The 22,262-nt window shown below is 49.8% G+C and carries 24 protein-coding genes and 1 other RNA gene; 8 read left to right on the top strand and 17 right to left on the bottom strand.

Annotation, left to right across the window (positions count from 1 at the left end):
• The first annotated feature begins 159 nt into the window (after positions 1-159).
• Complete coding sequence (locus tag HXZ99_RS05475; protein ID WP_194756267.1) at positions 160-2,364, top strand: putative bifunctional diguanylate cyclase/phosphodiesterase; 2,205 nt, start codon at positions 160-162, stop codon at positions 2,362-2,364.
• A 21-nt stretch (positions 2,365-2,385) separates the two neighbouring features.
• On the opposite strand, the gene rnpB is transcribed toward HXZ99_RS05475, so the two are convergent.
• Both rnpB and rsmI read right to left on the bottom strand, forming a co-directional pair.
• An RNA gene (rnpB, locus tag HXZ99_RS05470) (RNase P RNA component class A) lies at positions 2,386-2,763 on the bottom strand.
• A gap of 55 nt (positions 2,764-2,818) precedes the next feature.
• Positions 2,819-3,652 carry a 16S rRNA (cytidine(1402)-2'-O)-methyltransferase gene (gene rsmI, locus HXZ99_RS05465; RefSeq protein WP_194756266.1) on the bottom strand — a complete coding sequence of 278 codons (834 nt, stop codon included), beginning with the start codon at positions 3,650-3,652 and terminating at the stop codon, positions 2,819-2,821.
• Positions 3,653-3,873: 221 nt separating this feature from the next.
• Between rsmI and HXZ99_RS05460 the strand changes: the two genes are divergently transcribed.
• From HXZ99_RS05460 to HXZ99_RS05445, 4 genes are read left to right on the top strand one after another with little or no spacing between them, the layout of a single operon-like run.
• On the top strand, positions 3,874-5,613 hold the full coding sequence (locus HXZ99_RS05460; protein WP_194756265.1) for a penicillin-binding protein activator: 1,740 nt from the start codon (positions 3,874-3,876) through the stop codon (positions 5,611-5,613).
• On the top strand, positions 5,588-5,938 hold the full coding sequence (locus HXZ99_RS05455; protein WP_194756264.1) for a YraN family protein: 351 nt from the start codon (positions 5,588-5,590) through the stop codon (positions 5,936-5,938). The genes HXZ99_RS05460 and HXZ99_RS05455 overlap by 26 nt, the downstream gene beginning before the upstream one ends.
• Positions 5,939-5,940: 2 nt before the next feature.
• Entirely contained in the window at positions 5,941-6,504 is a 564-nt protein-coding gene (locus tag HXZ99_RS05450) for an SIS domain-containing protein (RefSeq protein WP_194756263.1), read from the top strand.
• A 4-nt stretch (positions 6,505-6,508) separates the two neighbouring features.
• Positions 6,509-7,093: a BON domain-containing protein gene (locus tag HXZ99_RS05445; protein ID WP_194756262.1), complete on the top strand. Its 585-nt coding sequence runs from the start codon at positions 6,509-6,511 to the stop codon at positions 7,091-7,093.
• Positions 7,094-7,196: 103 nt separating this feature from the next.
• Here HXZ99_RS05445 and HXZ99_RS05440 read toward each other — a convergent pair whose 3' ends face one another.
• From HXZ99_RS05440 to zapE, 8 genes are all read right to left on the bottom strand, one after another.
• Positions 7,197-7,613 (bottom strand): ClpXP protease specificity-enhancing factor, encoded by a 417-nt coding sequence (locus HXZ99_RS05440; protein ID WP_194756261.1) that lies wholly within the window; start codon positions 7,611-7,613, stop codon positions 7,197-7,199.
• A 38-nt stretch (positions 7,614-7,651) separates the two neighbouring features.
• Entirely contained in the window at positions 7,652-8,287 is a 636-nt protein-coding gene (gene sspA, locus HXZ99_RS05435; RefSeq protein WP_194756260.1) for a stringent starvation protein SspA, read from the bottom strand.
• A 77-nt stretch (positions 8,288-8,364) separates the two neighbouring features.
• Positions 8,365-9,099, bottom strand: coding sequence for a cytochrome c1 (locus HXZ99_RS05430; protein ID WP_194756354.1), 735 nt, complete (start codon positions 9,097-9,099; stop codon positions 8,365-8,367).
• Entirely contained in the window at positions 9,099-10,364 is a 1,266-nt protein-coding gene (locus HXZ99_RS05425; protein WP_194756259.1) for a cytochrome b, read from the bottom strand. Before HXZ99_RS05425 ends, HXZ99_RS05430 begins: the two co-directional genes overlap by 1 nt.
• Positions 10,364-10,951 (bottom strand): ubiquinol-cytochrome c reductase iron-sulfur subunit, encoded by a 588-nt coding sequence (gene petA, locus HXZ99_RS05420; RefSeq protein WP_194756258.1) that lies wholly within the window; start codon positions 10,949-10,951, stop codon positions 10,364-10,366. The genes HXZ99_RS05425 and petA overlap by 1 nt, the downstream gene beginning before the upstream one ends.
• A 237-nt stretch (positions 10,952-11,188) precedes the next feature.
• Positions 11,189-11,581, bottom strand: coding sequence for a 30S ribosomal protein S9 (gene rpsI, locus HXZ99_RS05415; protein WP_194756257.1), 393 nt, complete (start codon positions 11,579-11,581; stop codon positions 11,189-11,191).
• A 16-nt stretch (positions 11,582-11,597) separates the two neighbouring features.
• The gene (gene rplM / locus HXZ99_RS05410) at positions 11,598-12,026 is read right to left on the bottom strand and encodes a 50S ribosomal protein L13 (RefSeq protein WP_194756256.1); all 429 of its coding nucleotides are present in this window, start codon (positions 12,024-12,026) and stop codon (positions 11,598-11,600) included.
• 892 nt (positions 12,027-12,918) lie between these two features.
• Positions 12,919-14,058 carry a cell division protein ZapE gene (zapE, locus tag HXZ99_RS05405; protein ID WP_194756255.1) on the bottom strand — a complete coding sequence of 380 codons (1,140 nt, stop codon included), beginning with the start codon at positions 14,056-14,058 and terminating at the stop codon, positions 12,919-12,921.
• Positions 14,059-14,154: 96 nt separating this feature from the next.
• Here zapE and HXZ99_RS05400 point away from each other — a divergent pair, with 96 nt between their 5' ends.
• The 3 genes from HXZ99_RS05400 (at position 14,155) to HXZ99_RS05390 (ending at position 17,396) form a co-directional block, all read left to right on the top strand.
• Positions 14,155-14,604 (top strand): ZapG family protein, encoded by a 450-nt coding sequence (locus HXZ99_RS05400; RefSeq protein WP_194756254.1) that lies wholly within the window; start codon positions 14,155-14,157, stop codon positions 14,602-14,604.
• A 156-nt stretch (positions 14,605-14,760) separates the two neighbouring features.
• The gene (locus tag HXZ99_RS05395) at positions 14,761-16,119 is read left to right on the top strand and encodes a DegQ family serine endoprotease (RefSeq protein ID WP_194756253.1); all 1,359 of its coding nucleotides are present in this window, start codon (positions 14,761-14,763) and stop codon (positions 16,117-16,119) included.
• Between the two features lie 212 nt (positions 16,120-16,331).
• A complete protein-coding gene (locus HXZ99_RS05390; protein WP_194756252.1) occupies positions 16,332-17,396 on the top strand; it encodes a trypsin-like peptidase domain-containing protein in 1,065 nt (354 codons plus the stop codon).
• 38 nt (positions 17,397-17,434) lie between these two features.
• Here the strand turns inward: HXZ99_RS05390 and murA are convergent, their stop codons facing one another.
• The 7 genes from murA to HXZ99_RS05355 form a co-directional block, all read right to left on the bottom strand.
• Positions 17,435-18,724: a UDP-N-acetylglucosamine 1-carboxyvinyltransferase gene (gene murA / locus HXZ99_RS05385; RefSeq protein WP_194756251.1), complete on the bottom strand. Its 1,290-nt coding sequence runs from the start codon at positions 18,722-18,724 to the stop codon at positions 17,435-17,437.
• Positions 18,725-18,734: 10 nt separating this feature from the next.
• A complete protein-coding gene (locus tag HXZ99_RS05380; protein ID WP_194756250.1) occupies positions 18,735-18,992 on the bottom strand; it encodes a BolA family protein in 258 nt (85 codons plus the stop codon).
• 19 nt (positions 18,993-19,011) lie between these two features.
• Complete coding sequence (locus HXZ99_RS05375) at positions 19,012-19,323, bottom strand: STAS domain-containing protein (RefSeq protein ID WP_194756249.1); 312 nt, start codon at positions 19,321-19,323, stop codon at positions 19,012-19,014.
• A gap of 13 nt (positions 19,324-19,336) precedes the next feature.
• The gene (gene mlaD / locus HXZ99_RS05370; protein ID WP_194756248.1) at positions 19,337-19,804 is read right to left on the bottom strand and encodes an outer membrane lipid asymmetry maintenance protein MlaD; all 468 of its coding nucleotides are present in this window, start codon (positions 19,802-19,804) and stop codon (positions 19,337-19,339) included.
• 3 nt (positions 19,805-19,807) lie between these two features.
• On the bottom strand, positions 19,808-20,584 hold the full coding sequence (gene mlaE / locus HXZ99_RS05365) for a lipid asymmetry maintenance ABC transporter permease subunit MlaE (protein WP_194756247.1): 777 nt from the start codon (positions 20,582-20,584) through the stop codon (positions 19,808-19,810).
• Positions 20,584-21,384: an ATP-binding cassette domain-containing protein gene (locus HXZ99_RS05360; RefSeq protein WP_194756246.1), complete on the bottom strand. Its 801-nt coding sequence runs from the start codon at positions 21,382-21,384 to the stop codon at positions 20,584-20,586. Before HXZ99_RS05360 ends, mlaE begins: the two co-directional genes overlap by 1 nt.
• 118 nt (positions 21,385-21,502) lie before the next feature.
• Positions 21,503-22,123 carry a TetR/AcrR family transcriptional regulator gene (locus HXZ99_RS05355; RefSeq protein ID WP_194756245.1) on the bottom strand — a complete coding sequence of 207 codons (621 nt, stop codon included), beginning with the start codon at positions 22,121-22,123 and terminating at the stop codon, positions 21,503-21,505.
• Positions 22,124-22,262 lie beyond the last annotated feature (139 nt).

Raw genomic sequence — 22,262 nt, 5'->3', positions numbered from 1 at the left:
CTCTCCACTTTTCCCCACAATGATACAGTCTAGGTGTCAGTCTGATCCCCTGTCAAGGAAAAATGCACGAAGTTTAATCATGAAGATCCGCTTTTTTTGCTTGCGTTGGCAAACGGATTCGTTAACTATTTGTTTAATATTCAAACAAAGGTAGGGTTTGTGAATAATAGACTCTGGATCGCGATCATCAGTTTATGTGTATTTGTGGTCTGCGAAATTATGCTGATACGCTTTGTTGCTACCGATCGGGAACGCCAGGTCGAGAACAAACGGTATCTTGCACTTGAACAACTTAGTACCATTCGAGCCCGTCTCGAAGGTTTGTTGCAAACGAATTTAGTCGCGATTCGCCAGCTGCATACAGAACTGTCCTTAGAACCGAAAATATCTGAGGAGCGATTTGCTGCCCTTACCGAAAACTTGATGAGTCAGAACCTTCATATCCGACATTTGGCCATCGCTTATGATTACCGGATTCGTTTAATTTACCCATTGGAAGGCAATGAAAGTGCTTTAGGCTTTGATTATCGCACCCGTCCCGACCAACTCCGCACGTTACATGAAGCAATTTCAAGTCGCAGTATTACGTTGAACGGCCCTGTGGCTTTGGCGCAAGGCGGCGAAGCATTGATCGCTCGGGTTCCGGTGTTTGATAAAGATACGCAAGAATTGGTGGCGCTCATTTCGCAAGTGATCGATCATTACAACTTATTTAATGATTCTGGGCTGCACTCGCATCCTGAGTTGAGCATTAGTTTACGCGGTATCGATGGAACCGGTGAGCAGGGAGAGTTAATTACCGGTGATTATGGCATTTGGGATGCCAACCCGGTGACATTAACCGTATCGCTACCTCGGGGCGAGTGGGCATTAGCCGCAATTCCTATTTCCGGTAGTTGGGCACCCACGGCGTACGCGAACTCTTTGTATTTTATTTTTGGCACCATTCTCGCGTTTCTCTTCTCGGTCTTACTTTATCTCGTGTTACGCAATCAACAACGCTTACGGCAAGCATTTGGCCTTATTAGTAACCAAGCGCGCTTTGATAATTTAACCGGTATTGCCAATCGTCACTTTTTTGAAGAGCAGCTCACCGCCTACATCAGTGCCTGTGAGCGCCGAGATGAAAAGTTTGCGCTTTTGTTTATCGATCTTGATCACTTTAAAGAGGTCAATGATGCACTAGGCCATAGCGCCGGTGATGATTTACTGAAGTTAGTAACTGGACGTCTGCAAGCATCATTGCGGCGCGACGATATTATTGCCCGATTAGGCGGCGACGAATTTGTTGTGGTGCTGAAGAATCTATCTGAGCCATTTCATGCCCAGTTACAAGCACAGAAGCTACTCAAACACATACGCGAGCCCATGAACCTCTATGCCAACGAAGTGGCCATTGACGCCTCAATCGGTATCGCATTATTCCCCAGCGATGGGGATAACTTTGCAGAACTTTTGAAAGCCGCTGACTTAGCCATGTATGCCGCAAAAGATGCAGGTCGAGGCACTAGTGAGTTCTTTAATAATGATCTGCGCGAACAGGCGACAAGCAACCTGCACATGCATCAGGCTATTTTGCAGGGAATTCGCAACCGCGAGTTTTTGGTGCATTACCAACCGGTGATTAACTCAAAAGATGGCTCGTTACATAGTATTGAAGCCCTCGCCCGCTGGAATCATCCGTCTCGTGGCTTGCTGTTACCTAAAGACTTCATTGCCATTGCAGAGAAAAGTGGTGCGATCCGAGATCTCGGGAATTTTGTATTAAACCAAGTATGTTCAGATATCGCTGAACTGCATGCAGCCGGAATAACGGGCCGAGTGGCGATCAACTTCTCGTCACACCAGTTTTATGACAAGGTCGCCATGGATCAGTGGTTCCAGATAATGCAGCAGCATCAAGTAGACCCAAGCTGTTTTACTTTTGAAATTACCGAATCGATGTTGCTGCCTGATCGTGAGCGGCAACGGGATCTTTTACTTGAGATTAATGATCGGGGGGTCACCTTAGCCATTGACGACTTCGGCACTGGCTACTCGTCCGCCAGTTATTTGCGGCACTTCCCTATTTGCTTGCTCAAAATTGACCGCACGTTTGTGGCGGGCGTACCGGATGATCCGCATCAAAATGCCTTGTTATCAGCATTGATCCACATGGCCCGGGCGTTAAATATCGATGTAGTGATTGAAGGGGTAGAAACGGTAAGCCAAGTGAACTTCTTGAATATGCAAACGGCGAACCTGATTCAAGGTTTTTACTTCGCGAAGCCAATGCCTTTAGCGTCGCTTATCGAGCGCTATGGGCCAAGCGTGAAAGAGAAAGAACCGCGGGCATTTAACGAGCGTCGCAAAAACCCCACCTAAATGGGGTTTTGCTTGAAGAAAGTGTGGAGTTGGCCGTTAAGCCGGGTTCTGTCGTGGACAATCATTCGTCTAGGACTATAGTCGCCCATAGCCTCAAGCAACCTACCCGGACCCGAGGCGGGCCGCCCCATGGATCCCTATTTGGTCTTGCTCCGAGTGGAGTTTACCGTGCCGCAAACTGTTACCAGTTGCGCGGTGCGCTCTTACCGCACCCTTTCACCCTTACCTGATCCTCTATTCTCTTGCGAAAATAAAGGCCATCGGCGGTTTGCTCTCTGTTGCACTAGTCGTCGGCTCACGCCGCCCAGGCGTTACCTGGCACTCTGCCCTATGGAGCCCGGACTTTCCTCCCCTAAGTTACGTAAACGCAACCTAGCGGCGATTGTCTTGGCCAACTCCGCGGCGGAGTATAGCACGATTTAAAGTAGCAAGAAGCATTCGTGAAGCTGCTAAGCTAGTTTCTATCCAACTGACTTTGATAGAGCGCATTTGCGCTCAAGTTGTAATGTTCCGCCACAATTTTTGCCGCTTTCTTTGGTGGCAATTCTTCGCTTAAGCGCGCTAAAAGCTGTAACGCCTCAACCGGTGTCGCGTCGTCGCGGGCTGGCGCACCGCCTACGATCAGTACCATCTCACCCCGCTGCTGATTGGCATCGGCTCTAACCATGGCCAGAACATCAGTGGCGGTGCCATGCAAGTAGGTTTCAAATTGCTTGGTCACTTCACGGGCTATAACCACTGGCCGATTCGCCCCTAATACGCCAATCACAGCCTCCAGCGTATCGAGGATGCGACGAGGAGACTCATAATAGATTAGGGTGGCGCTTTCTCCCGCTAGGGCTGCCAAAGCTTTCTCACGTGCTTGTTGTTTCGCTGGCAGAAATCCACAAAAGAGGAAACGATCGGTAGGCAAGCCCGCCGCTGAAAGCGCGGTAATGGCGGCACAGGCACCGGGCAATGCAACCACATGAGCGCCGGCGGCGCGACAGGCATTCACGAGCGGGTAGCCAGGGTCGCTAATCAGCGGCGTGCCAGCATCGCTAATCAACGCGATCGTTTGCCCGTCTAATAGCCGCTGCACGATTTGCTCAGATTTTTGCCGTTCGTTATGTTCATGGACGGCCCACAATGTGGCTTGAATGCCATAATGATTCAACAACACGCTTGAATGACGTGTGTCTTCCGCCGCAATCACATCCACACTGCGCAACACCTCTAATGCACGTAAGGTGATGTCGTTAAGATTACCAATTGGCGTTGGAACGATATACAAAGTGCCTTTGCTCATTTTTCCATCTCTTTACGTGAATCATTCGCGCTGTTATTTGTCTGACAGCCATGGTGGGTTTATAGTAGGACCTCGCGGTCCAAATTGAGATGTGTATTGTGCCAAATAAGCGTTCCTCATGCATTCCTGTTTTTATAGTCGCAGCGCTGGTGATCAGCGGCTGTGCTAGTTCCCCAGAGTCACCCACACCTAGAGATGATACACGGGAACAGGTCGATTCGGTGACGGCCCCTGCCGTCCGTTCCGGCTATGATTGGGTTGCCCAAGCCGCTGCCACGACCCGCCCTTATGAACAACATGAATATTTGGTCAATGCCGCCGCTGCGTTTTTAGATACGGAGCAGGCACCCCATGCCGGCGCAGTTCTCACTCAAGTTGATGTACGCCAACTGCGCCCGACCCATGCGGCGCTGTATCGCCTGCAGCAAGCCCGTTTTCATGGCGCCATGGGGCGTTGGCAGCAAGTTCTCGATCTCACCGATGATCTGGAACGCCAATTCAGCCAGCGCCATTATCGAGCACAAACACTGCGCTTACGTTATCAAGCATACAGTGGCGGCGATCAGCCTCTTTCCGCTAGCTTAACCTTAATGCAGCTACAGCGATACGACAGTGACGTGAGCGATGCACAAATATGGCAGTATCTTAGCCGTGTCACCTTAGCTTCGCTGGAGGCGCATCGAGGCGGTGGTGACGAGATTACGCGCGGTTGGTTACAATTGGCCTTGCGTTTACATCAAGCGGCCCGCCAATCCGCGGTACCCGCACAAGCGTTAGCTTCTTGGCAGCGCAGTTTTCCCGAGCATCCGGCGGCTGATTTAGTGGCGGCGATGCAGCAACGGATTGAGTTTACTGCAACGCCACAAAACATTGCTATTTTATTGCCCTTGAGTGGCCAATTTGCGGCACAAGGACATGCGGTTCGCAACGGTATTCTTGCCGCCTATCGAGGTGAGATGCGCGCAAACTTACATTTTTTCGATACAGCAACCGCCAGTATGGAAGCCATTCATAACAGCCTTATTGAGAGAGAAATCGAATTGGTGATTGGCCCTCTTGATCGGGACGCGTTGGAGAACTTCTCAAGCTATTCGGTCGGCCCCTGGCATCAGCTGTGGCTAAACCAAGGCGACGGCGTTGCCGAGGATGTCATCTCGAGAAGCGCATTCTTTGCATTAGATTTAGCCTCAGAAGTTGATGCGGCGCTGTCATTTTTAGCGCAAAAAGGACACCGTAATGTGCTCTTGCTCGGACCTGATACCGCCCGTGGCCGACAAATGTCTCAGGCATTTACTCAAGCGTGGAATCAGCGATTCGGCCCTGACTCAGTTCGTACCGGTTTTTACAGCTCCAGTACCGACATGGCGGATGTAGTGCGCGATAGCTTACAAGTAAGTGCCAGTCAAAATCGTATTGATGCGCTCGAGCGAAGCCTCCAGCAACGCCTACAAAACGAAGAGCTACATCACGAATTCCGTAGTCGCCAAGATATCGATGCCATCTATTTGCTCGGTGATGCACAACAAGCCCGTTTATTGCGTCCGTTTATTGATGTCAATCTAAGCGCCTTCGGTAGTCGCATTCCTATGTACGCCAATTCGGCGGTTCATCAGGAGCAACAATCACGCGGCGAAAACGATCTTGAGGGGATTTATTTTTCCGACGCACCTTGGCTTATTCATACCCAGCGTGATGCACAGCTAAAGCAAACGTTGGCGCAAGCGATGACCCCTTGGAACCTGAGCCAACAGCGTTTAGTGGCGATGGGCTTTGATGCTATGGAGCTTGCGCTGCGACTTCCTCTCGTGCTCGAATTGCCCGGCTATCGGCATGCGGGTCTAACGGGGCAATTGCGGATTTCCAACCACGCGGTCATTCGCGAGCTCGATTGGGCTACCTTTGAAGGACATACCTTAAAAGTGGAGCACGCAGCTTATGTCGACACGGGACGTCGGGACTGATTATGAGGAAGTGGCGATTCGCCATTTGAGCCAATTTGGCTTGGAACTCGTTGCGCAAAATTATCGTTTAAATAACGGCGAAATTGATATTATTATGCGCGACGACGAGTTCTTTATATTTGTTGAAGTAAAGTATCGTGCCAGCGCGGCTTTTGCCGATGTTCTTGAGCAAATAAGCGCAAAACAATTGCAACGTGTGCGCCATGCCGCACGGGTATGGCTTGCCAAACATCAATTGAGTGAACACACAACAGCGTGTCGTTTTGATATTATTGCCATAACGGGACATCCCTTTAACATTGAGTGGCTTAAGGACGCATTCTGACTATGCAAGACACGATTCGAACGTATTTTAATGAAAGCATCCAAATTCAAGTGGCGGCCGCAGATACCTTAGCGCAACCAATACAACATGCCGCCGAGCTTATGGTGAGTTCATTACTCGAAGGCCACCGCATCTTTAGTTGTGGCGACGGCAATAGCACCTTTGTCGCCCATCACTTTACCGATTTGTTACTGCACGGCAGTCGCCTTGAGCGACCGCCCTTTCCCGCCATCACCCTAGGCATGAATTCAACACATCCCAATCAGCATGAGTGCTTGTCACGGCAAATTAGTGCGTTGGGTCAATCAGGTGACCTTTTGATCGCCTTTGTTAGCCGACACCACTCTGATCGTGTTCATCAGGCCATGGAAGCCGCCCTGTCACGGGAGATGACCATTGTTGCAGTGATTGGTGAAGAGGCACCTGAAATTACTGGCTTGCTCGGGCCTACGGATATTGAAGTGCGCATCCCCAGTCGGCATGCGGCGCGCATTGTGGAACAACAATTATTTTTTAGTCAGTTGCTCGTAGATTTAATTGAAGAGAGAATCTTCCAAGGGGAATAATTTTATGCAAGCGACCCGTTTAGCAGCATTACTCATCTGCGCACCTCTTCTCGTTACTCAGCTTAGCGGCTGCGCTGTGGCGGTAGTGGGTGCAACGATTGGCGGCACAGCAGTGGCATTAGACAGCCGCGATGTGGGCACACAAATTGACGACTCTACCCTGCGGGTGCGTTTGGTATCCGCCTTTAACGATGCCGAAATAATGCGGAATCAACGCGTGAAATACTTACCCTACAATGGTGATGTATTGCTATATGGGCAAGTTGATACCCAAGGCCGCGCTGACGAGGCCGAGCGAATCGCACGCAATGTTGACGGCGTGAACCGGGTGTTTAATCAAATTCGTATTACCGACGTCGCAAACTTCCGCACCCGTGCCGATGACACTTGGATTACCGCACGGGTGAAAACCTTGTTATTGCGTGACCAAGATTACGACGCTTCGGGCATTAAGGTGGTCACCGAAGATGGTGAAGTATTCTTATTCGGCGTTGTTGATAAAGATACCGCTGAACGCGCAATCGATGTTGCCCGTAATGTCCGTGGCGTGCGAAAAGTGATTGATGTGCTTACCATTCGCGAAGCATAACGCAAGCGGCAAGTAGCCTGACGCACTTGCCATGACACGCAAACAAAAACGCCTGTGCAGATGGTTATCCGCACAGGCGTTTTACATTAGGTTGACGGCGTCGTTATTTCACCACAGTGAGTGATGGTTTACCTTTACCACTTGGTTTAGGCGCGTCATCATCACTATCGTGCGCCGCGTCGTGATTGTGCTCATCTTCTAGCAACAAGCCTTGTTCGGGTTCAAAAATAGTACCCGCACCGTTCTCACGAGCATAAACAGCCAATAAAGCGCCCATCGGCAAGTACACCCGTTGATCCTGTCCGTTAAAACGCGCACGAAACTGAACTTGGTTATTTTCCATGCGTAACGCTTGCACCGCGCCCGGTGCAATGTTCAAAACAATCTGACCGTCTTGCACATAATCCCGAGGAATTTCAGTTCCAGGAAACTCAGCATCCACCACAAGATGCGGCGTTAACTCGTTATCAACTAACCATTCATATAGCGCACGTAGCAGGTATGGACGTCTAGGTGTCATTGCATTCCTCTTCGTTGCTTTATCGTCGATCGTCGAGCTTACGGACGACCGATTTCGCGTTCTTCTTCGGTCATCGAATCGCGGAACGATTCGCGTTCGAAAACGCGCAGCATGTACGATTTCACTTCTTTTGCACCGGCTCCCGTTAGCTCAATGCCATAGGTCGGCAAACGCCACAATAAGGGGGCTAAGTAACAATCAACAAGTGTGAATTCTTCGCTCATAAAGTAAGGCGTATCGGCGAACACAGGGGCAAGTGCCAATAAGCTCTCTTTCAGCTCCTGACGTGCTGCCTCTGCTTCTTTTTTCGTGCCCGACAAGATAGTACGAGCAAGCGCGTACCAATCACGCTCGATACGATACATCATCAACCGACTCGTTCCCCGAGCAACCGGGTATACCGGCATCAACGGTGGATGCGGAAAACGCTCATCAAGATATTCCATGATAATTTGTGCTTTATAGAGCACCAACTCACGGTCTACCAAGGTTGGAACGTTGTCGGCATACGGATTCAGTTGTAACAAATCTTCTGGCTGATTATCTGGATCGACATAGGCAATTTCAACACTGACGCCTTTCTCAGCCAAAACTATACGAGTTTGATGACTGAATAAATCATCTTTCCCTGAATACAGGGTCATTACTGAACGCTTATTGGCAGCCACAGCCATGGGTTTCTCCACTCTTCGGAAACAGCAAAGGGGGCGAAGCTCGCCCCCATTAAAATAACTACTAGTAATTCAATGAATTACTTAATATCGCGCCAGAACTCACGTTTCAGCAGAATCGTAAGAATCAGGAACACAAACAGGAAGCCAATGACGTAGTAACCTAAGCGCTGACGCTCAAGATACACCGGCTCACCTGTGTATACCAAGAATGCAGTTAGATCGAGCATCGCTTGATCGAACTCATCAGGGCTCATGCGACCTGAACCGTCTGAACGAATGCCAACATAAACGTCGCGCATTTCGCCATCAACCATTCTGCGTTCGTATGTTTGACGCGGAACACCTTGCAATTCTTGCAATACGTGAGGCATACCCACGTTTTCAAAAATTTCGTTGTTCACGCCAAATGGACGACTTGGATCTTCATAGAACGAACGGAAGTAAGTATACAACCAATCGGCACCGCGCACCCGTGCAACCATCGTTAAATCGGGCGGGGTTAAACCAAACCAATCACTTGACGCATCTGCATCGATAGCAGAGATCATATGCGACCCAGGACCATCACCCGTGAATTGCAGCAGTTCTTGACCTAAATCTACCGGAATACCAAGGTCTTCGAACGTGCGCTGATAACGCTGGTACTGCATAGTATGACAGCCTAAGCAGTAGTTCATGAAGATTTGTGCACCACGCTGCAGTGACGCTTGGTCACGCAAATCATAGTCGGCCTTGTCCAACGGTCCGCTGTAGCCTGCCGCAAATGCGGCAGACGGAAGCAGAAACGCTAGGGCCATCAAGAATCGCTTCATCATTTCGTTACTCTCTCAGGCAGTGGTTTGGTTTTCTCGTTCTTACTGTAGAAGAACAGGAAGACAAAGAACGCAAAGTACAGGAACGTAAAGATCTGACCAATGCGGGTAAAGAGTTCCGTGGGTGGTAATGCCCCCACGAATCCAAGCACAATGAAGCTAACCACCAACATTGCTAGGTTCGCTTTGTGCAAGCCACTCCGGTAGCGAATTGAACGCACAGATGAGCGGTCAATCCATGGCATCAGGAACAACAGGACAATGGAACCAAACATGAGGATTACCCCACCGATTGGATTCGGTACTGCTGCCAAGATGGCGTAAAACGGAGTGAAGTACCACACCGGAGCAATGTGCTCAGGCGTACGCATTGGATCTGCGGCTTCAAAGTTAGGCGGCTCTAAGAACTGCCCACCCATGGTCGGCGCATAGAAAATAACCCAAGCAAAGAAGATTAAGAACACCGCAAGACCAACCAAATCTTTCACCGTGTAATACGGATGGAAAGGTATGGAATCGACAATGTCGTACTTCTTCGTATACCGCTCATGGAACTCGTACGGTGATTTATCTTCTTCCTTCACGCTGCCTTTCGGCTTCTTAAGATCGATGCCATCGGGGTTGTTTGAACCAACTTCATGCAAGGCAATCAAGTGCAAGAACACCAGAATAACAATGACCAATGGCAATGCAATCACATGCAATGCAAAGAATCGATTCAAGGTCGCCCCTGAAATCACATAGTCACCGCGAATCCACGTGGTTAAGGCCTCACCGATACCAAACGGGATGGTACCAAACAGCGAGATAATCACCTGCGCTCCCCAGTACGACATCTGGCCCCATGGCAACATGTAACCCATAAAGGCTTCGGCCATCAGGACCAAGAAAATCAACATACCGAAGATCCACAGGAGTTCACGAGGCTTTTGGTACGAGCCGTACATTAAGCCGCGGAACATGTGTAGATACACTACGATAAAGAAGAAAGATGCACCGGTGGAGTGCATATAACGAAGAAGCCAGCCGTATTCTACATCACGCATGATGTATTCAACTGACGCAAAAGCGCCTTCTGCGCTTGGGTTGTAGCTCATGGTTAACCAAATACCAGTCACAATTTGGTTGACCAATACAACGAGCGCTAATGATCCCATCAGGTACCAGAAGTTAAAGTTCTTCGGTGCCGGATATTGGGTCACGTGTAATTTCAGGGTATTGCTCAGCGGAATACGCTGATCAATCCAATCAAGAATGCGTGACATTAAGCTGCCCCCTCTTCTGCACCCACCAAAATGGTGTCGTCATCAATGTAATAATGCGGTGGGACCACTAAGTTAGCCGGTGCAGGAACACCTGAGAAAACCCGGCCAGCGATATCAAAACGAGAACCGTGACATGGACAGAAAAATCCAGAATCGACGCCTTCAGCGACACCGAAGTTGCGCGGAATAAACTGCGGAGAGCAACCCAAGTGTGTACACAAGCCTACTGCGACAAAGAGTTCCGGCTTAATCGAGCGGTACTCATTTCTTGCATAGTCTGGTTGCTGCGGTGCATTTGATTCAGGGTCACGCAGACGATTCTCAATCAAAGGTAAACTATCGAGCATGTCTTGAGTACGACGAATAACCCATACTGGACTTCCTCGCCACTCTGCGCGGATCAACTGACCCGGCTCGATTTTGTCGATCTTCACTTCCACTGGTGCACCCGCGATACGGGCTTTTGCACTCGGATTCCATGAAACAATAAAAGGTACGGCGGCACCCACGACCCCTGCACCGCCGACTACCGAAGTAGCAACAGTGAGAAACCGACGGCGGCCTTTATCTACAGGCGCATTGCTCATCCATCTTTCTCCAGTTTTGGACGCTGTGCGGAATTTACCGCAGCAGAATAACCTATTGCTTGCGAGAAAAAATTGCTCCCCGATCATAAAGAAAACCCATGCTCTTTACAAGGTAAAAGCTACCAAACAAGGAGTAATCCTTGATTTAATCTCGAATTCTGCTTTGCGGAAATTTATTCACAAAAAAGCCCGGAAAAATCCGGGCTTTTGAAGGTCTTAACTCTAAGTTCTGAGCGATTAACGCTTGCTGAACTGAGGACGCTTACGCGCTTTGTGAAGACCCACTTTCTTACGCTCAACTTTACGCGCATCACGAGTAACATAACCCGCTTTACGTAAATCGCCACGCAATGCTTCGTCGTATTGCATCAATGCACGAGTGATACCGTGACGAATCGCGCCCGCTTGACCTGTAGTACCACCACCAGCAACGGTGATGTACAAATCAAACTTCCCAACGAAGTCGAGTAACTCGAGAGGTTGACGCACGACCATGCGTGCTGTGTCACGCGAAAAATACTCTTCGAGTGAACGATTGTTGATTTTAATTTCGCCGCTGCCAGCGCGCAGGAATACCCGCGCAGTAGAGCTTTTGCGACGACCTGTACCGTAGTATTGATTATCTGCCATCTTCATCTGCTCCGAATTAAATCTCTAGGGTTTGCGGCTGCTGAGCTGCATGATTGTGCTCAGGGCCCGCATACACTTTCAGTTTACGGAACACGGCACGACCTAATGGACCACGTGGAAGCATGCCTTTTACCGCAGCTTCGATGATCATCTCAGGCTTCTTAGCTTGCAGCTTTTCAAAGCTGATTGACTTCAGACCACCTGGGTATCCGCTGTGCGCGTGATACATTTTGTCTTTCGCCTTGTTACCAGTAACGGTAACTTTTTCCGCATTGATAATCACGATGTAATCACCGGTATCAACGTGAGGAGTAAATTCAGCTTTATGCTTGCCACGCAGACGACGAGCAACTTCAGTGGCCAAACGCCCTAAAGTTTTGCCTTCGGCATCAACTACGTACCAGTCGCGCTTTACAGTTTCTGCTTTTGCTACAAAAGTTTTCATGAGTTATCTATACCCAAATTCATGAGTTTACCTGCGGCTTTCCGGGCTTCCCCGCGAAATACCAAATAATAATCACCCCGTACACCTGGAAGACTTACCTCTCGGTGTAAATCGGGGGAGGTAACGTGGGCGGCGGGTAGTATATAAGAAGATTAACCATAGATCACCCCCTATTCACGAAAAACTTCAACCAAAGCGCGAACAATCCACCATCGTAACCAACGCACCGCGTTGGTCAGGTATTACTTGTAGCCAACGCACTGCGTTGGTCAGGTATTAATAAAAGCACCGAGCCCCGATTGTGCAACGGACCAACGCAATGCGTTGGCTACCACCACCCCCATGGTTCAAGCGCGGGCCGGCGCGCCAATAGCAAGGCGGCAGCCGAATCGAGTGAGGGAGCGTACATTAAGTACGTGACCGAGTGAGTGAGGTTGCCAACGCAGCTAGTGGTGATGCCGGACAAGCCACCCCCCCCTCCCAGCTAGAAGCGCGGGCAGAAGCTTCGAGAGCAAGGCATAAATCGTTCGATTGAGGGAGCATACCTTGATGGTATGTGACCGATTGAGAACGGTTTATAACGCAGCTATCGGAGCTTCTGACAAGCCACCCCCCTCCCAGCTAGAAGCGCGGGCCGGCGCGCCAATAGCAAGGCGGCAGCCGAATCGAGTGAGGGAGCGTACATTAAGTACGTGACCGAGTGAGTGAGGTTGCCAACGCAGCTAGTGGTGATGCCGGACAAGCCACCCCCCCCTCCCAGCTAGAAGCGCGGGCAGAAGCTTCGAGAGCAAGGCATAAATCGTTCGATTGAGGGAGCATACCTTGATGGTATGTGACCGATTGAGAACGGTTTATAACGCAGCTATCGGAGCTTCTGACAAGCCACCCTCCCTCAAGGGAGGTGTGGGAGAGCTAGGTACTCCTTACTCTGCATCTCCTGCAACCGACTAAGACACCGTTTAAACTCAAAGCCAAGTTGACCTGAGGTGTATAGCTCCGCCATGGGTACTTCTGCCGATAGAATCAATTTTACTTTGTGTTCGTAAAATTCGTCCACTAAGGCAATAAAACGGCGTGCGACATCATCAGTCTCGCGTCCCATCTGTTTTACATTGCTGACTAGCACTGCATGGTATAAACGCGCCAGCTCAATATAATCAAGTTGACTCCGTGGCCCTTCACAGAGCTCTTTGAAGTCGAACAGCACCACATCGTCTGCTTCGCAGCGTGTCATAATTGCACGACCATTAATCTCGATGGTGACATTGCGGTTGTGGGCATGATGATCGGGGGCTAGTTGGTCAAAGTAACGCAATAAATTGGTATCTGCGTCTGCATCTAGTGGGGAGTGGTAGATTTCAGCCTTACTCAGCGTGCGCATGCGGTAATCGACGCCACCATCCACGTTTACGATCTCGCAGTGGGTCTTAATCAGGTCTATCGCTGGTAAAAAGCGGGCCCGTTGCAGCCCATTCTTATACAGATCATCTGGCACAATGTTGGAAGTCGCTACCAATACAACACCCTGTTTAAATAAGGTATCGAGTAGTGTCGCCAGAATCATGGCATCGGTGATGTCTTGTACATAGAATTCATCAAAACAGATAACGCGGGCTTCTTTGGCCAGCTTATTGCCGATGGTGATGAGCGGATCTTGCGTGCCTTTGAGCTGTTTTAACTCGTCGTGCACCCGCTGCATAAAGCGATGAAAATGCACCCGCCATTTTTTTTCAAAAGGAAGCGCATTGTAGAAGGTATCGACTAAATAGGTTTTTCCACGACCTACACCGCCCCAAAAATAAAGCCCTTGAATCGGGCTGGTTCGGTTTTTAAATAACTTGCTCGATAAACGCCCAAGCCCAAGCTTAAGGCCGCGCTTCCCTTCGTTTTCAATCAACTCATCAAAAAGTCGCTGCAGGTGCTTTACCGCCTGCTCTTGAGCAGGATCATGCTGAAAACCTTCTCGTTTCAGATCATTTTGATAAGCTGCCCATGGCGTATTTACATTTTCCAACACAAAATTGCCTGTCATCTGACTACTGATCGAATAATTACATGATACCATTATATGTGAATTGGGATCATATTTGTGTCATGCTGAATCCCTAGATTAAAGAGGAATAAAGATATGGATTGGCTCATCGGACTTTTGCTGTTAATTGCAGGTGGCGTTATAGGTTTTTTCGCTGCTCGCTACTGGTTTATGCACTCGGGAGAAGCGGCAGAGTTGCAAGCGCAAATGGAGCAAGCACAGCAGCAATTTGAGGCTTACCGCAAAGACGTGAGCGAACAGCTTGCGACCGCACGGCAAATCGCTTCGGAAGTAACCGACATCCAGCATCGCCTAAATTTATTCTTGCAAGACAGCCAACAACTGCTTGAGCAAAACAAGGAATGGCAACAGCCGTTACCGTTTTTTGCAGAAGAAACCATTCGTTCCATTCGCCAATCAAACATTCTTAATAAAGAACGGCGAGAGGATAGCGACATTAGTGAATCGGGCGCGCCTCCTCGGGATTACTCCGAGCCTGGCAGTGGCTTGTTCTCACCGCCGGTGAAAGAAGAAAAATCGAATTAATTGCATACAAAAAAGGAGTTGCGGCTCCTTTTTTCGTCGTGAAACTTTGCCTATCTGACGCTTGAAAAATTAAAAGTAAGAACTTATTTCCGATTTCGATGGTCATTTATTTAGCGGCTCTCAGCCCATAATGATGATGATTTCGGAGAACTACTGATGAAAAAGATAGTAACCCTGCTGGCAGCAGCCAGCCTGGCTTTTGTTTTTTCACTGCAGCCTTCAGTCGCCAATATTCCCGCAGCGGCGATGACCGATGAACGCGGCATTCCCACTTTAGCGCCCATGCTCGAAGAAGTAACACCCGCCGTGGTGAATATTTCTGTGGCAGGTAAACGTGTCACCCGACAGCGCCTACCGGAAGCATTTCGCTTCTTTTTTGGTCCCAATGCCCCACAAGAACAAGTGCGTGAGCAGCCCTTTCGTGGCCTTGGTTCCGGCGTCATTATTGATGCTGAGAATGGCTATGTGGTAACCAATAACCATGTAATCGATGATGCCAATGAAATTACGGTCACTCTCAAAGATGGCCGTCAATTTAGTGCCACTGTGTTGGGACGCGATGAAGAGTCGGATATCGCACTCCTGCAATTAGAGAATCCGCGTAACCTTACCCAAATCAACATTGGCAATTCAGATCAATTGCGCGTAGGGGATTTTGTGGTGGCCATCGGCAATCCTTTTGGATTAGGCCAAACAGTGACCTCGGGGATTGTGTCAGCCCTCGGACGCAGTGGCCTCGGAATTGACCGATTAGAGAATTTCATTCAAACCGACGCCGCCATCAATAGCGGCAACTCCGGGGGTGCTCTGGTCGACTTACATGGAAATCTCATAGGTATTAATACTGCTATTCTCGGTGCGTCTGGAGGCAACATTGGCATTGGCTTTGCCATTCCAGCGAATATGATGAAGAACTTAGTTGACCAAATTACCGAATTTGGAGAAGTTCGACGGGGAGTACTGGGCGTGCGCGGCGGAAACCTTACCCAAGAACTTGCGGAAGCCTTGGAAATCGATAGAGCACGGGGTGCTTGGGTGAGTGAAGTGTTGCCTGATTCCGCCGCAGAGCGTGCCGGGATTCAAGCCGGCGACCTGATTCTTGCCATCGATGGAACACCGGTGCACTCGTTTACTGAGCTTGCCGCCAAGGTGGGTACGATTGGCGCTGGACGTGATGTTCAATTACGCATTTTACGGGATGGCCAGGAAATAAACGCAACCGTCACCCTCGATGAACGCAGCACGCAACAGGTACAAGCCGATACTATTCATCCAGCGCTAGAGGGCGCGGAGCTGGTATCGGAAGAACGCGGTGGCATTCGTATTCGTGCCGTTGCAAGTGGTTCGCCCGCAGCTCGCATTGGTTTGCGCGAAGATGACGTGATCATTGCGGTAAACCGCCAGCGGGTGGATTCTCCCCAAGATTTACAACGTCTAGTACAAAATGCACGAGGGGTGATCGCCCTTAATATTCGGCGTGAGAACAGCTCCTTGTACGTGGTGCTTCCTAACTAAATGAACCTGCGTACCGACACCTTGCCCACCGTGGCAAGGTGCCGGCTTTTCTGACGAGATTTTAACCTACCTGTCCTATCGCTTTAGTGATAAACTCTTGTTCTTAAACGTGGCTTTATCGATGCCGATGTTGATTGGCGAAGCCGTTAGGCGACCACTTCCTAACCTTCGATATCGCCGCACAGGCACTATTAACCTCAATTAACGAGTTCATGAGCCAGAAAAAAAGCGTTACCGCATCCGTGTTTACATTCTTAATTAAGCCAGTGCTTTTAGGCATGGCGGTGGCGGTGATCGTGCTCTGGGTGCTTCCTTTCTTTGAAAGCGACCCACATCCCTCAGAGCGTCATTCCATGCCACTTGCATCGTACTCCGACGCTTTCGAGCGGGCCTCCCCTGCGGTTGTGAACATTTACACCACGCAATCATTGCGCGAAGCGCGTTTTCAAGCGCAACCGACGACCGTGATGCGTTTAGGTTCTGGCATGATCATGGACGAGCGCGGATTTATTCTTACGGCGCTGCATGTGGTCGAAAACGTGGATATGATCCAAGTTGCTTTGCAAGATGGCCGCATTTTTGGCGCGTCCTTAATTGGCAGTGACCCGTTAACGGATCTGGCTGTGCTGCGTATTGATGCAGAAAACCTTCCGACCATTCCGATTAATCGAGATTATCAGCCGCGCACCGGGGATGTTGTATTAGCCATTGGCAACCCGTACAACCTTGGCCAAACAGTCACTCAAGGTATTATTTCAGCCACCGGACGAGTGGCAATGGGCAGTGGTTATGCGGAATTTATTCAAATGGATGCTGCTATCAATCAAGGTAATTCAGGCGGTGCCTTGGTGAATAGCCGAGGCGAGTTGGTAGGTATTAATAGTGCGTCGTACCAATCTGAGTTTACTAGCCGCGGCTCTCAAGGCATTTATTTTGCACTGTCTTACAATCTTGCGCTGCGTATCATGCAGCAGCTTATCAGCGAAGGTGTAGTGACGCGCGGGTATTTGGGAATCACCGCGGGCCAGTATTATCACGATGGGTATTCCACTCAAGGTTTACGTATCGATGACGTTGATGAGAACAGCCCTGCATATCGTGCAGGCCTGCGCGAAGGTGATTTTATTTTTGAAATCGCCGGGCAAACCGTTACTTCGGTAAACCAAGGTTTGGATTTAGTGGCCGAAGCCCGCCCGGGTACCGAGCTGGAAATTCGCTATTATCGCGGGGACGAAGCGCGCCAAACCTCTGTGGTGATCGAGCAACTGCGGTTGTAAGAGATAGGTGTAACCAACGCAATGCGTTGGCTACAGCTTTAATCTTGCGTACGTTTTATCCGTGTTGGACACATTTGCGCACGCTCAATTTGCGCGCCTAAGTTACTTAGCTTTTGCTCAATGGCTTCATAACCCCGATCAATGTGATAGACCCGCTCTACTTCCGTCGTTCCTTCTGCGACCATACCCGCAATCACAAGCGATGCAGATGCACGCAAATCGGTACACATAACCTGTGCGCCCATCAGCCGATCAACGCCGGTTGAAATCGCCGTATTCCCTTCAAGATCAATATTCGCGCCCATGCGACGTAATTCCGGTACATGCATAAAGCGATTTTCGAAGATGGTCTCGCGGACGACACCGGTTCCCGAGGCAATGGCGTTGAGCGCAATAAATTGTGCCTGCATATCCGTCGGAAACGCTGGATGCGGCGCAGTCACAATATTTACCGCTTTAGGGCGGCCATGACTGGTTAATTCAATCCAGTTTGATCCACGGGTAATTTCAGCGCCCGCTTCGGTAAGTTTTTTCAATACCGCGTCGAGGAAGTCCGGTTGCGTATGAGTGCAGCGAATCTTCCCTTGAGTCGCCAATGCAGCGACTAAAAAGGTACCTGTTTCGATGCGATCCGGAAGTACCGTGTACTCACCACCATGCAAACGCGTGACACCATGAATATGAATGGTATCGGTGCCGGCATTGCGCACATCGGCACCCATGGTATTCAGAAACCGGGCCAAATCGACAATTTCAGGTTCCCGCGCTGCATTCTCGATAATGGTTTCGCCCTCGGCAAGCACCGCCGCCATCATCAAGTTTTCGGTTCCCGTAACGCTCACGGTATCCATCAAAATATGCGCACCGCGCAGGCGACCGTTGCTGCGGGCTTTAATATAGCCATTCTCGACAACAATTTCGGCGCCCATTTGCCGCATGCCTTCAATATGCAGGTTTACTGGCCGTGCCCCGATAGCACAACCACCGGGCAGGGATACTTCGGCATGACCGCATTTACCAAGCAAAGGCCCAAGCACCAAAATAGATGCGCGCATGGTTTTCACCAATTCATAGGGCGCCACATGGCCATGCTCTTTCGGTGGGGAGATTTGGTAACTCGAGCGATCTTCGCGAACATGCGGAATACCAAGTTCAGCCAACAATTCCAGCGAGGTTTCCACATCTTGCAAACGCGGTACGTTATGAATAAGAACGGGACTGTCAGCTAGAATCGAGGCGAGAAGAATGGGTAGCGCCGAGTTCTTTGCTCCTGAGATTTGGACATCGCCCTCAAGTTGGGCGCCGCCATGAACGACTAATTTTTCCATTTGTTTACACTCAGCTCGGCATGTTGAGCATTTTTTCGCGGCGCCACTTCTCAGGCGTGAATGCTTTTATGCTCAATGCATGAATAGAGCCGTCGGCAATTTTGTCGGCCAGCGGTGCGTAAATCATTTGTTGCTGCTTCACGCGAGAACAATCCGCGAATACATCGGACACCGCAATCACTTGATAGTGACTGCCCTCGCCCTTCACATGCACTTCGTCAAGACTCAGTGCCGCAAGCAAAATGCTTTCAATTTCTTTGGGATCCATCTGACCATCCGTCGTTAGCTTATTTCGATGCTGTATAGCTTAACGAAAGCAGCTCTGTTACGCCACTCACCGCAGCGAATTGACGCAGTTGAGTGTTCACATTTTGTAAAGACAGTTCGCGCTCGTGTGAGGCCAGTTCCGCTTGTACCTGGATAAGAAACGCCAGACCGGCAGAGTCGACTTTTTTTACCTCAGATAAATCGAGAACCAAGGCCTGCTCCTGCCCCATCCAGTCAGCGCGATTCGACCACGCCAACCCGACCTGATTACGATCTAAATCACCTGCGACCCGCACCTGAGCATCTTGTTGCGTAAACTCTAAAGCGTTCATAGCGTCTCCGGTGTTACTCGTTACCTTGGCTAAACAGGAACTGTCCGATCAAGTTCTCTAATACAATCGCTGAGTTTGTGGTGTAGATATAGTCACCATCTTCGAGGGTAAATACATCCTCATCGATAAAGCCGGGCTCAAGGCCAACATATTGTTCACCCAGCAGACCGGATGTGAGGATAGAGACTGAGCTGGTATCTGGAAAGCCGCGGAAATCGGTACTGATGCGCATTTCAACCAACGGCTCAAAATACTCACGATCCAATGTAATCCGCGTCACCCGGCCAACGACTACGCCGCCTACTTTTACCGGTGAACGAACTTTCAAGCCGCCGATGTTATCGAATTTGGCGTACAAGGTGTATGTCTCGCCTCGTGTCGCATCGCTATTATTCGCTACTTGCATAGCAAGAAAAACAATGGCTGCAATAGCCGCTGTTACGAAAACACCTACGAGCATTTCTATTTTACGCGCTTCCATAAATCACCCAAACATCAAAGCTGTTAAAACAAAGTCTAATCCGAGTACCGCTAACGAGCTATACACGACCGTTTGTGTTGTTGCAGCGCTAATTCCCGGAGACGTCGGCATAGCCGTGTACCCTTTGTACAACGCGATCCAAGTAACCACTACAGCAAACACCAAGCTTTTAATAAATCCATTCATCACGTCATGTTGCCAGTCTACGCTCGCCTGCATCACCGACCAAAATGCGCCGTCATCCACGCCAAGCCATTGTACGCCGACAAAATAGCCGCCATAAATACCCACTGCACTAAACATAAACGCCAATAAAGGCATACTAATAAAGCCCGCCCAGAAGCGAGGCGCTACTACGCGGCGTAACGGATCAACCGCCATCATTTCTAAGCTCGACAGCTGTTCCGTGGCGCGCATTAAGCCAATTTCTGCGGTCAGTGCCGAGCCGGCACGACCGGCAAACAGCAGTGCTGTTACAACCGGCCCCAATTCACGCAGCAATGACAACGCCACCATAGGACCGAGCGCTTGCTCAGCACCAAAATCGACTAAGATGGTGTAGCCTTGCAGCGCCAGCACCATGCCAATGAATAATCCTGAAATCAGGATAATAAGCATGGATTGTACGCCAACAACGTAGAGTTGGCGGATTAATAGAGGAAACATTTTAATCGGTTGCGGCTTACCGATAAGGGCTTGCACCAGCATAATACTGGCTTCACCAATACCGCGAATCGTGGTTAACGTGTCGCGCCCGACCTGTTGAAAAAACCGTAGCATTAACGAGAGCTCCCTAACAAATCTTCATGGTAAGGCGTTGCCGCATAGTGGAAAGGCACCGGCCCATCAGGATCACCTTTAAGAAATTGCTGCACCAGTGGATTATCGCTCGCCCGCAGCTCTTCCGGTGAACCTTGCGCCACAACCTGTTTGTTCGCCATGATAGCGACATGATCAGCAATGCTCATCACTTCGTGAATATCATGGGACACAACGATCGAGGTTAATCCCAGCGTATGGTTTAATTCTTTAATCAGTTTCACCAGCATTCCCATCGATATAGGATCCTGACCGGCAAAAGGTTCATCGTACATGATCAGTTCCGGATCCAGCGCGATTGACCGTGCGAGAGCCGCACGGCGCGCCATGCCACCAGAAAGCTCATTTGGAAAAAGACTACCTGCGCCACGCAGGCCGACTGCCTCTAGCTTCATTTTAACAATGGTCGCAATAATATTTTCTGGCAGATTAGTATGTTCGCGTATTGGGAAGGCGACATTATCAAATACAGTCATGTCACTAAAAAGCGCGCCGCTTTGAAACAGCATACTCATGCGTTTACGCACTTCGTACAAGGCACCGCGATGCAACGAGGGAATATTTATGCCGGCAAATTCAACGCTGCCTTGCTGGGGCTTTAATTGGCCGCCGATTAAACGAAGTAAGGTGGTTTTTCCACACCCACTGGGGCCCATGACCGCGGTGACTTTCCCTTGCGGTACCACAAGACTTACACCCTTATAGATAGACGTCTCACCACGACTAAAGTGAACGTCTTTTACTTCGACTAAGTTTTCCACAGCAGTCCTCTTACTCTCGTCCGCGTAATTCGCATAGGTTACGCTTTCGACCCGATGATTGGATCCGTGGGCGAAGAATACCACGAACTCCCCAGCCCTCGGAAACGAATCTCACACTCTAACCAAAAACACTGTCGCTTGTATCTGAGTTAGCGACGGGCTCCAACATGGCGAGTAACTCTGTGGCGAAGGCTTGGGTTTGCTCCGGCGTTTCGTGCAGCAATCCAAACTGCAGTAACAAGCGATGCCCCATTGCTGCTTTCCAAGCAATGCGCGCGCGGACGCCGCCTGCTTCAGCACTATCTAAGCGCTGCCATAGTTCAGCATTACGTTCCCGAATGGGCGCTAATAATTCCGGATTATTGGCCACTGCGGCGAGAATCGCTGAATCCAGTGCAAGGCGCTCCTTTGGTTCGGAAATTTCCGCTAATAAGATGGCTTTTAAGTCTTGGTCAGAGCCATGCAGCCCTTTGCCTTGGGCTAGCACATCTTCAATGCGGCGCTCACGCTGTCCTGCATATCGCTCGAGCATCGCCATGATAAGTGCTTCTTTGCTTTCGAAGTGATAAAGCAAGCCACCTTTGCTAATGCCGGTCGTTTCGGTTAATGCATCGAAGGTGAGCTGTGATGCACCTTGTTCAAGAACCAGATGCTCTGCTTTCTCAAGAATGTAATCCCTTTTACTCGGGCGACCGCCGCGAGATTTAGTCGAGGTATTTGCCCCTGCTTTCGTATTCATGTCTACACACCCTGTATGACGTTTTTGAAGTGCGCGGTATCCCAATACAAACTTCTGTTTGGATTTGATACCGACCACTTGGTAAAGTATCAATTCTAGTCGCTATCCTCAATTGTGCTCTGTACAGAAAGGGGGGATT

The organism is Aliidiomarina indica (assembly GCF_015354615.1).
In the GTDB taxonomy this organism is placed as follows: domain Bacteria; phylum Pseudomonadota; class Gammaproteobacteria; order Enterobacterales; family Alteromonadaceae; genus Aliidiomarina; species Aliidiomarina indica.
The sequence above is the reverse complement of the archived record's forward strand: the minus strand, read 5'-3'. Positions and strand labels throughout refer to the sequence as shown.

What these genes read in the sequence shown, in the direction of transcription:
- rsmI (WP_194756266.1), bottom strand. Translation starts at nt 3,652, where the DNA reads ATGAGCAAAGGCACTTTGTATATCGTTCCAACGCCAATTGGTAATCTT.
- HXZ99_RS05455 (WP_194756264.1), top strand. Translation starts at nt 5,588, where the DNA reads ATGTCGACACGGGACGTCGGGACTGATTATGAGGAAGTGGCGATTCGC.
- HXZ99_RS05450 (WP_194756263.1), top strand. Translation starts at nt 5,941, where the DNA reads ATGCAAGACACGATTCGAACGTATTTTAATGAAAGCATCCAAATTCAA.
- HXZ99_RS05445 (WP_194756262.1), top strand. Translation starts at nt 6,509, where the DNA reads ATGCAAGCGACCCGTTTAGCAGCATTACTCATCTGCGCACCTCTTCTC.
- HXZ99_RS05440 (WP_194756261.1), bottom strand. Translation starts at nt 7,613, where the DNA reads ATGACACCTAGACGTCCATACCTGCTACGTGCGCTATATGAATGGTTA.
- sspA (WP_194756260.1), bottom strand. Translation starts at nt 8,287, where the DNA reads ATGGCTGTGGCTGCCAATAAGCGTTCAGTAATGACCCTGTATTCAGGG.
- HXZ99_RS05430 (WP_194756354.1), bottom strand. Translation starts at nt 9,099, where the DNA reads ATGAAGCGATTCTTGATGGCCCTAGCGTTTCTGCTTCCGTCTGCCGCA.
- HXZ99_RS05425 (WP_194756259.1), bottom strand. Translation starts at nt 10,364, where the DNA reads ATGTCACGCATTCTTGATTGGATTGATCAGCGTATTCCGCTGAGCAAT.
- petA (WP_194756258.1), bottom strand. Translation starts at nt 10,951, where the DNA reads ATGAGCAATGCGCCTGTAGATAAAGGCCGCCGTCGGTTTCTCACTGTT.
- rpsI (WP_194756257.1), bottom strand. Translation starts at nt 11,581, where the DNA reads ATGGCAGATAATCAATACTACGGTACAGGTCGTCGCAAAAGCTCTACT.
- rplM (WP_194756256.1), bottom strand. Translation starts at nt 12,026, where the DNA reads ATGAAAACTTTTGTAGCAAAAGCAGAAACTGTAAAGCGCGACTGGTAC.
- zapE (WP_194756255.1), bottom strand. Translation starts at nt 14,058, where the DNA reads ATGACAGGCAATTTTGTGTTGGAAAATGTAAATACGCCATGGGCAGCT.
- HXZ99_RS05400 (WP_194756254.1), top strand. Translation starts at nt 14,155, where the DNA reads ATGGATTGGCTCATCGGACTTTTGCTGTTAATTGCAGGTGGCGTTATA.
- HXZ99_RS05395 (WP_194756253.1), top strand. Translation starts at nt 14,761, where the DNA reads ATGAAAAAGATAGTAACCCTGCTGGCAGCAGCCAGCCTGGCTTTTGTT.
- HXZ99_RS05390 (WP_194756252.1), top strand. Translation starts at nt 16,332, where the DNA reads ATGAGCCAGAAAAAAAGCGTTACCGCATCCGTGTTTACATTCTTAATT.
- murA (WP_194756251.1), bottom strand. Translation starts at nt 18,724, where the DNA reads ATGGAAAAATTAGTCGTTCATGGCGGCGCCCAACTTGAGGGCGATGTC.
- HXZ99_RS05380 (WP_194756250.1), bottom strand. Translation starts at nt 18,992, where the DNA reads ATGGATCCCAAAGAAATTGAAAGCATTTTGCTTGCGGCACTGAGTCTT.
- HXZ99_RS05375 (WP_194756249.1), bottom strand. Translation starts at nt 19,323, where the DNA reads ATGAACGCTTTAGAGTTTACGCAACAAGATGCTCAGGTGCGGGTCGCA.
- mlaD (WP_194756248.1), bottom strand. Translation starts at nt 19,804, where the DNA reads ATGGAAGCGCGTAAAATAGAAATGCTCGTAGGTGTTTTCGTAACAGCG.
- mlaE (WP_194756247.1), bottom strand. Translation starts at nt 20,584, where the DNA reads ATGCTACGGTTTTTTCAACAGGTCGGGCGCGACACGTTAACCACGATT.
- HXZ99_RS05355 (WP_194756245.1), bottom strand. Translation starts at nt 22,123, where the DNA reads ATGAATACGAAAGCAGGGGCAAATACCTCGACTAAATCTCGCGGCGGT.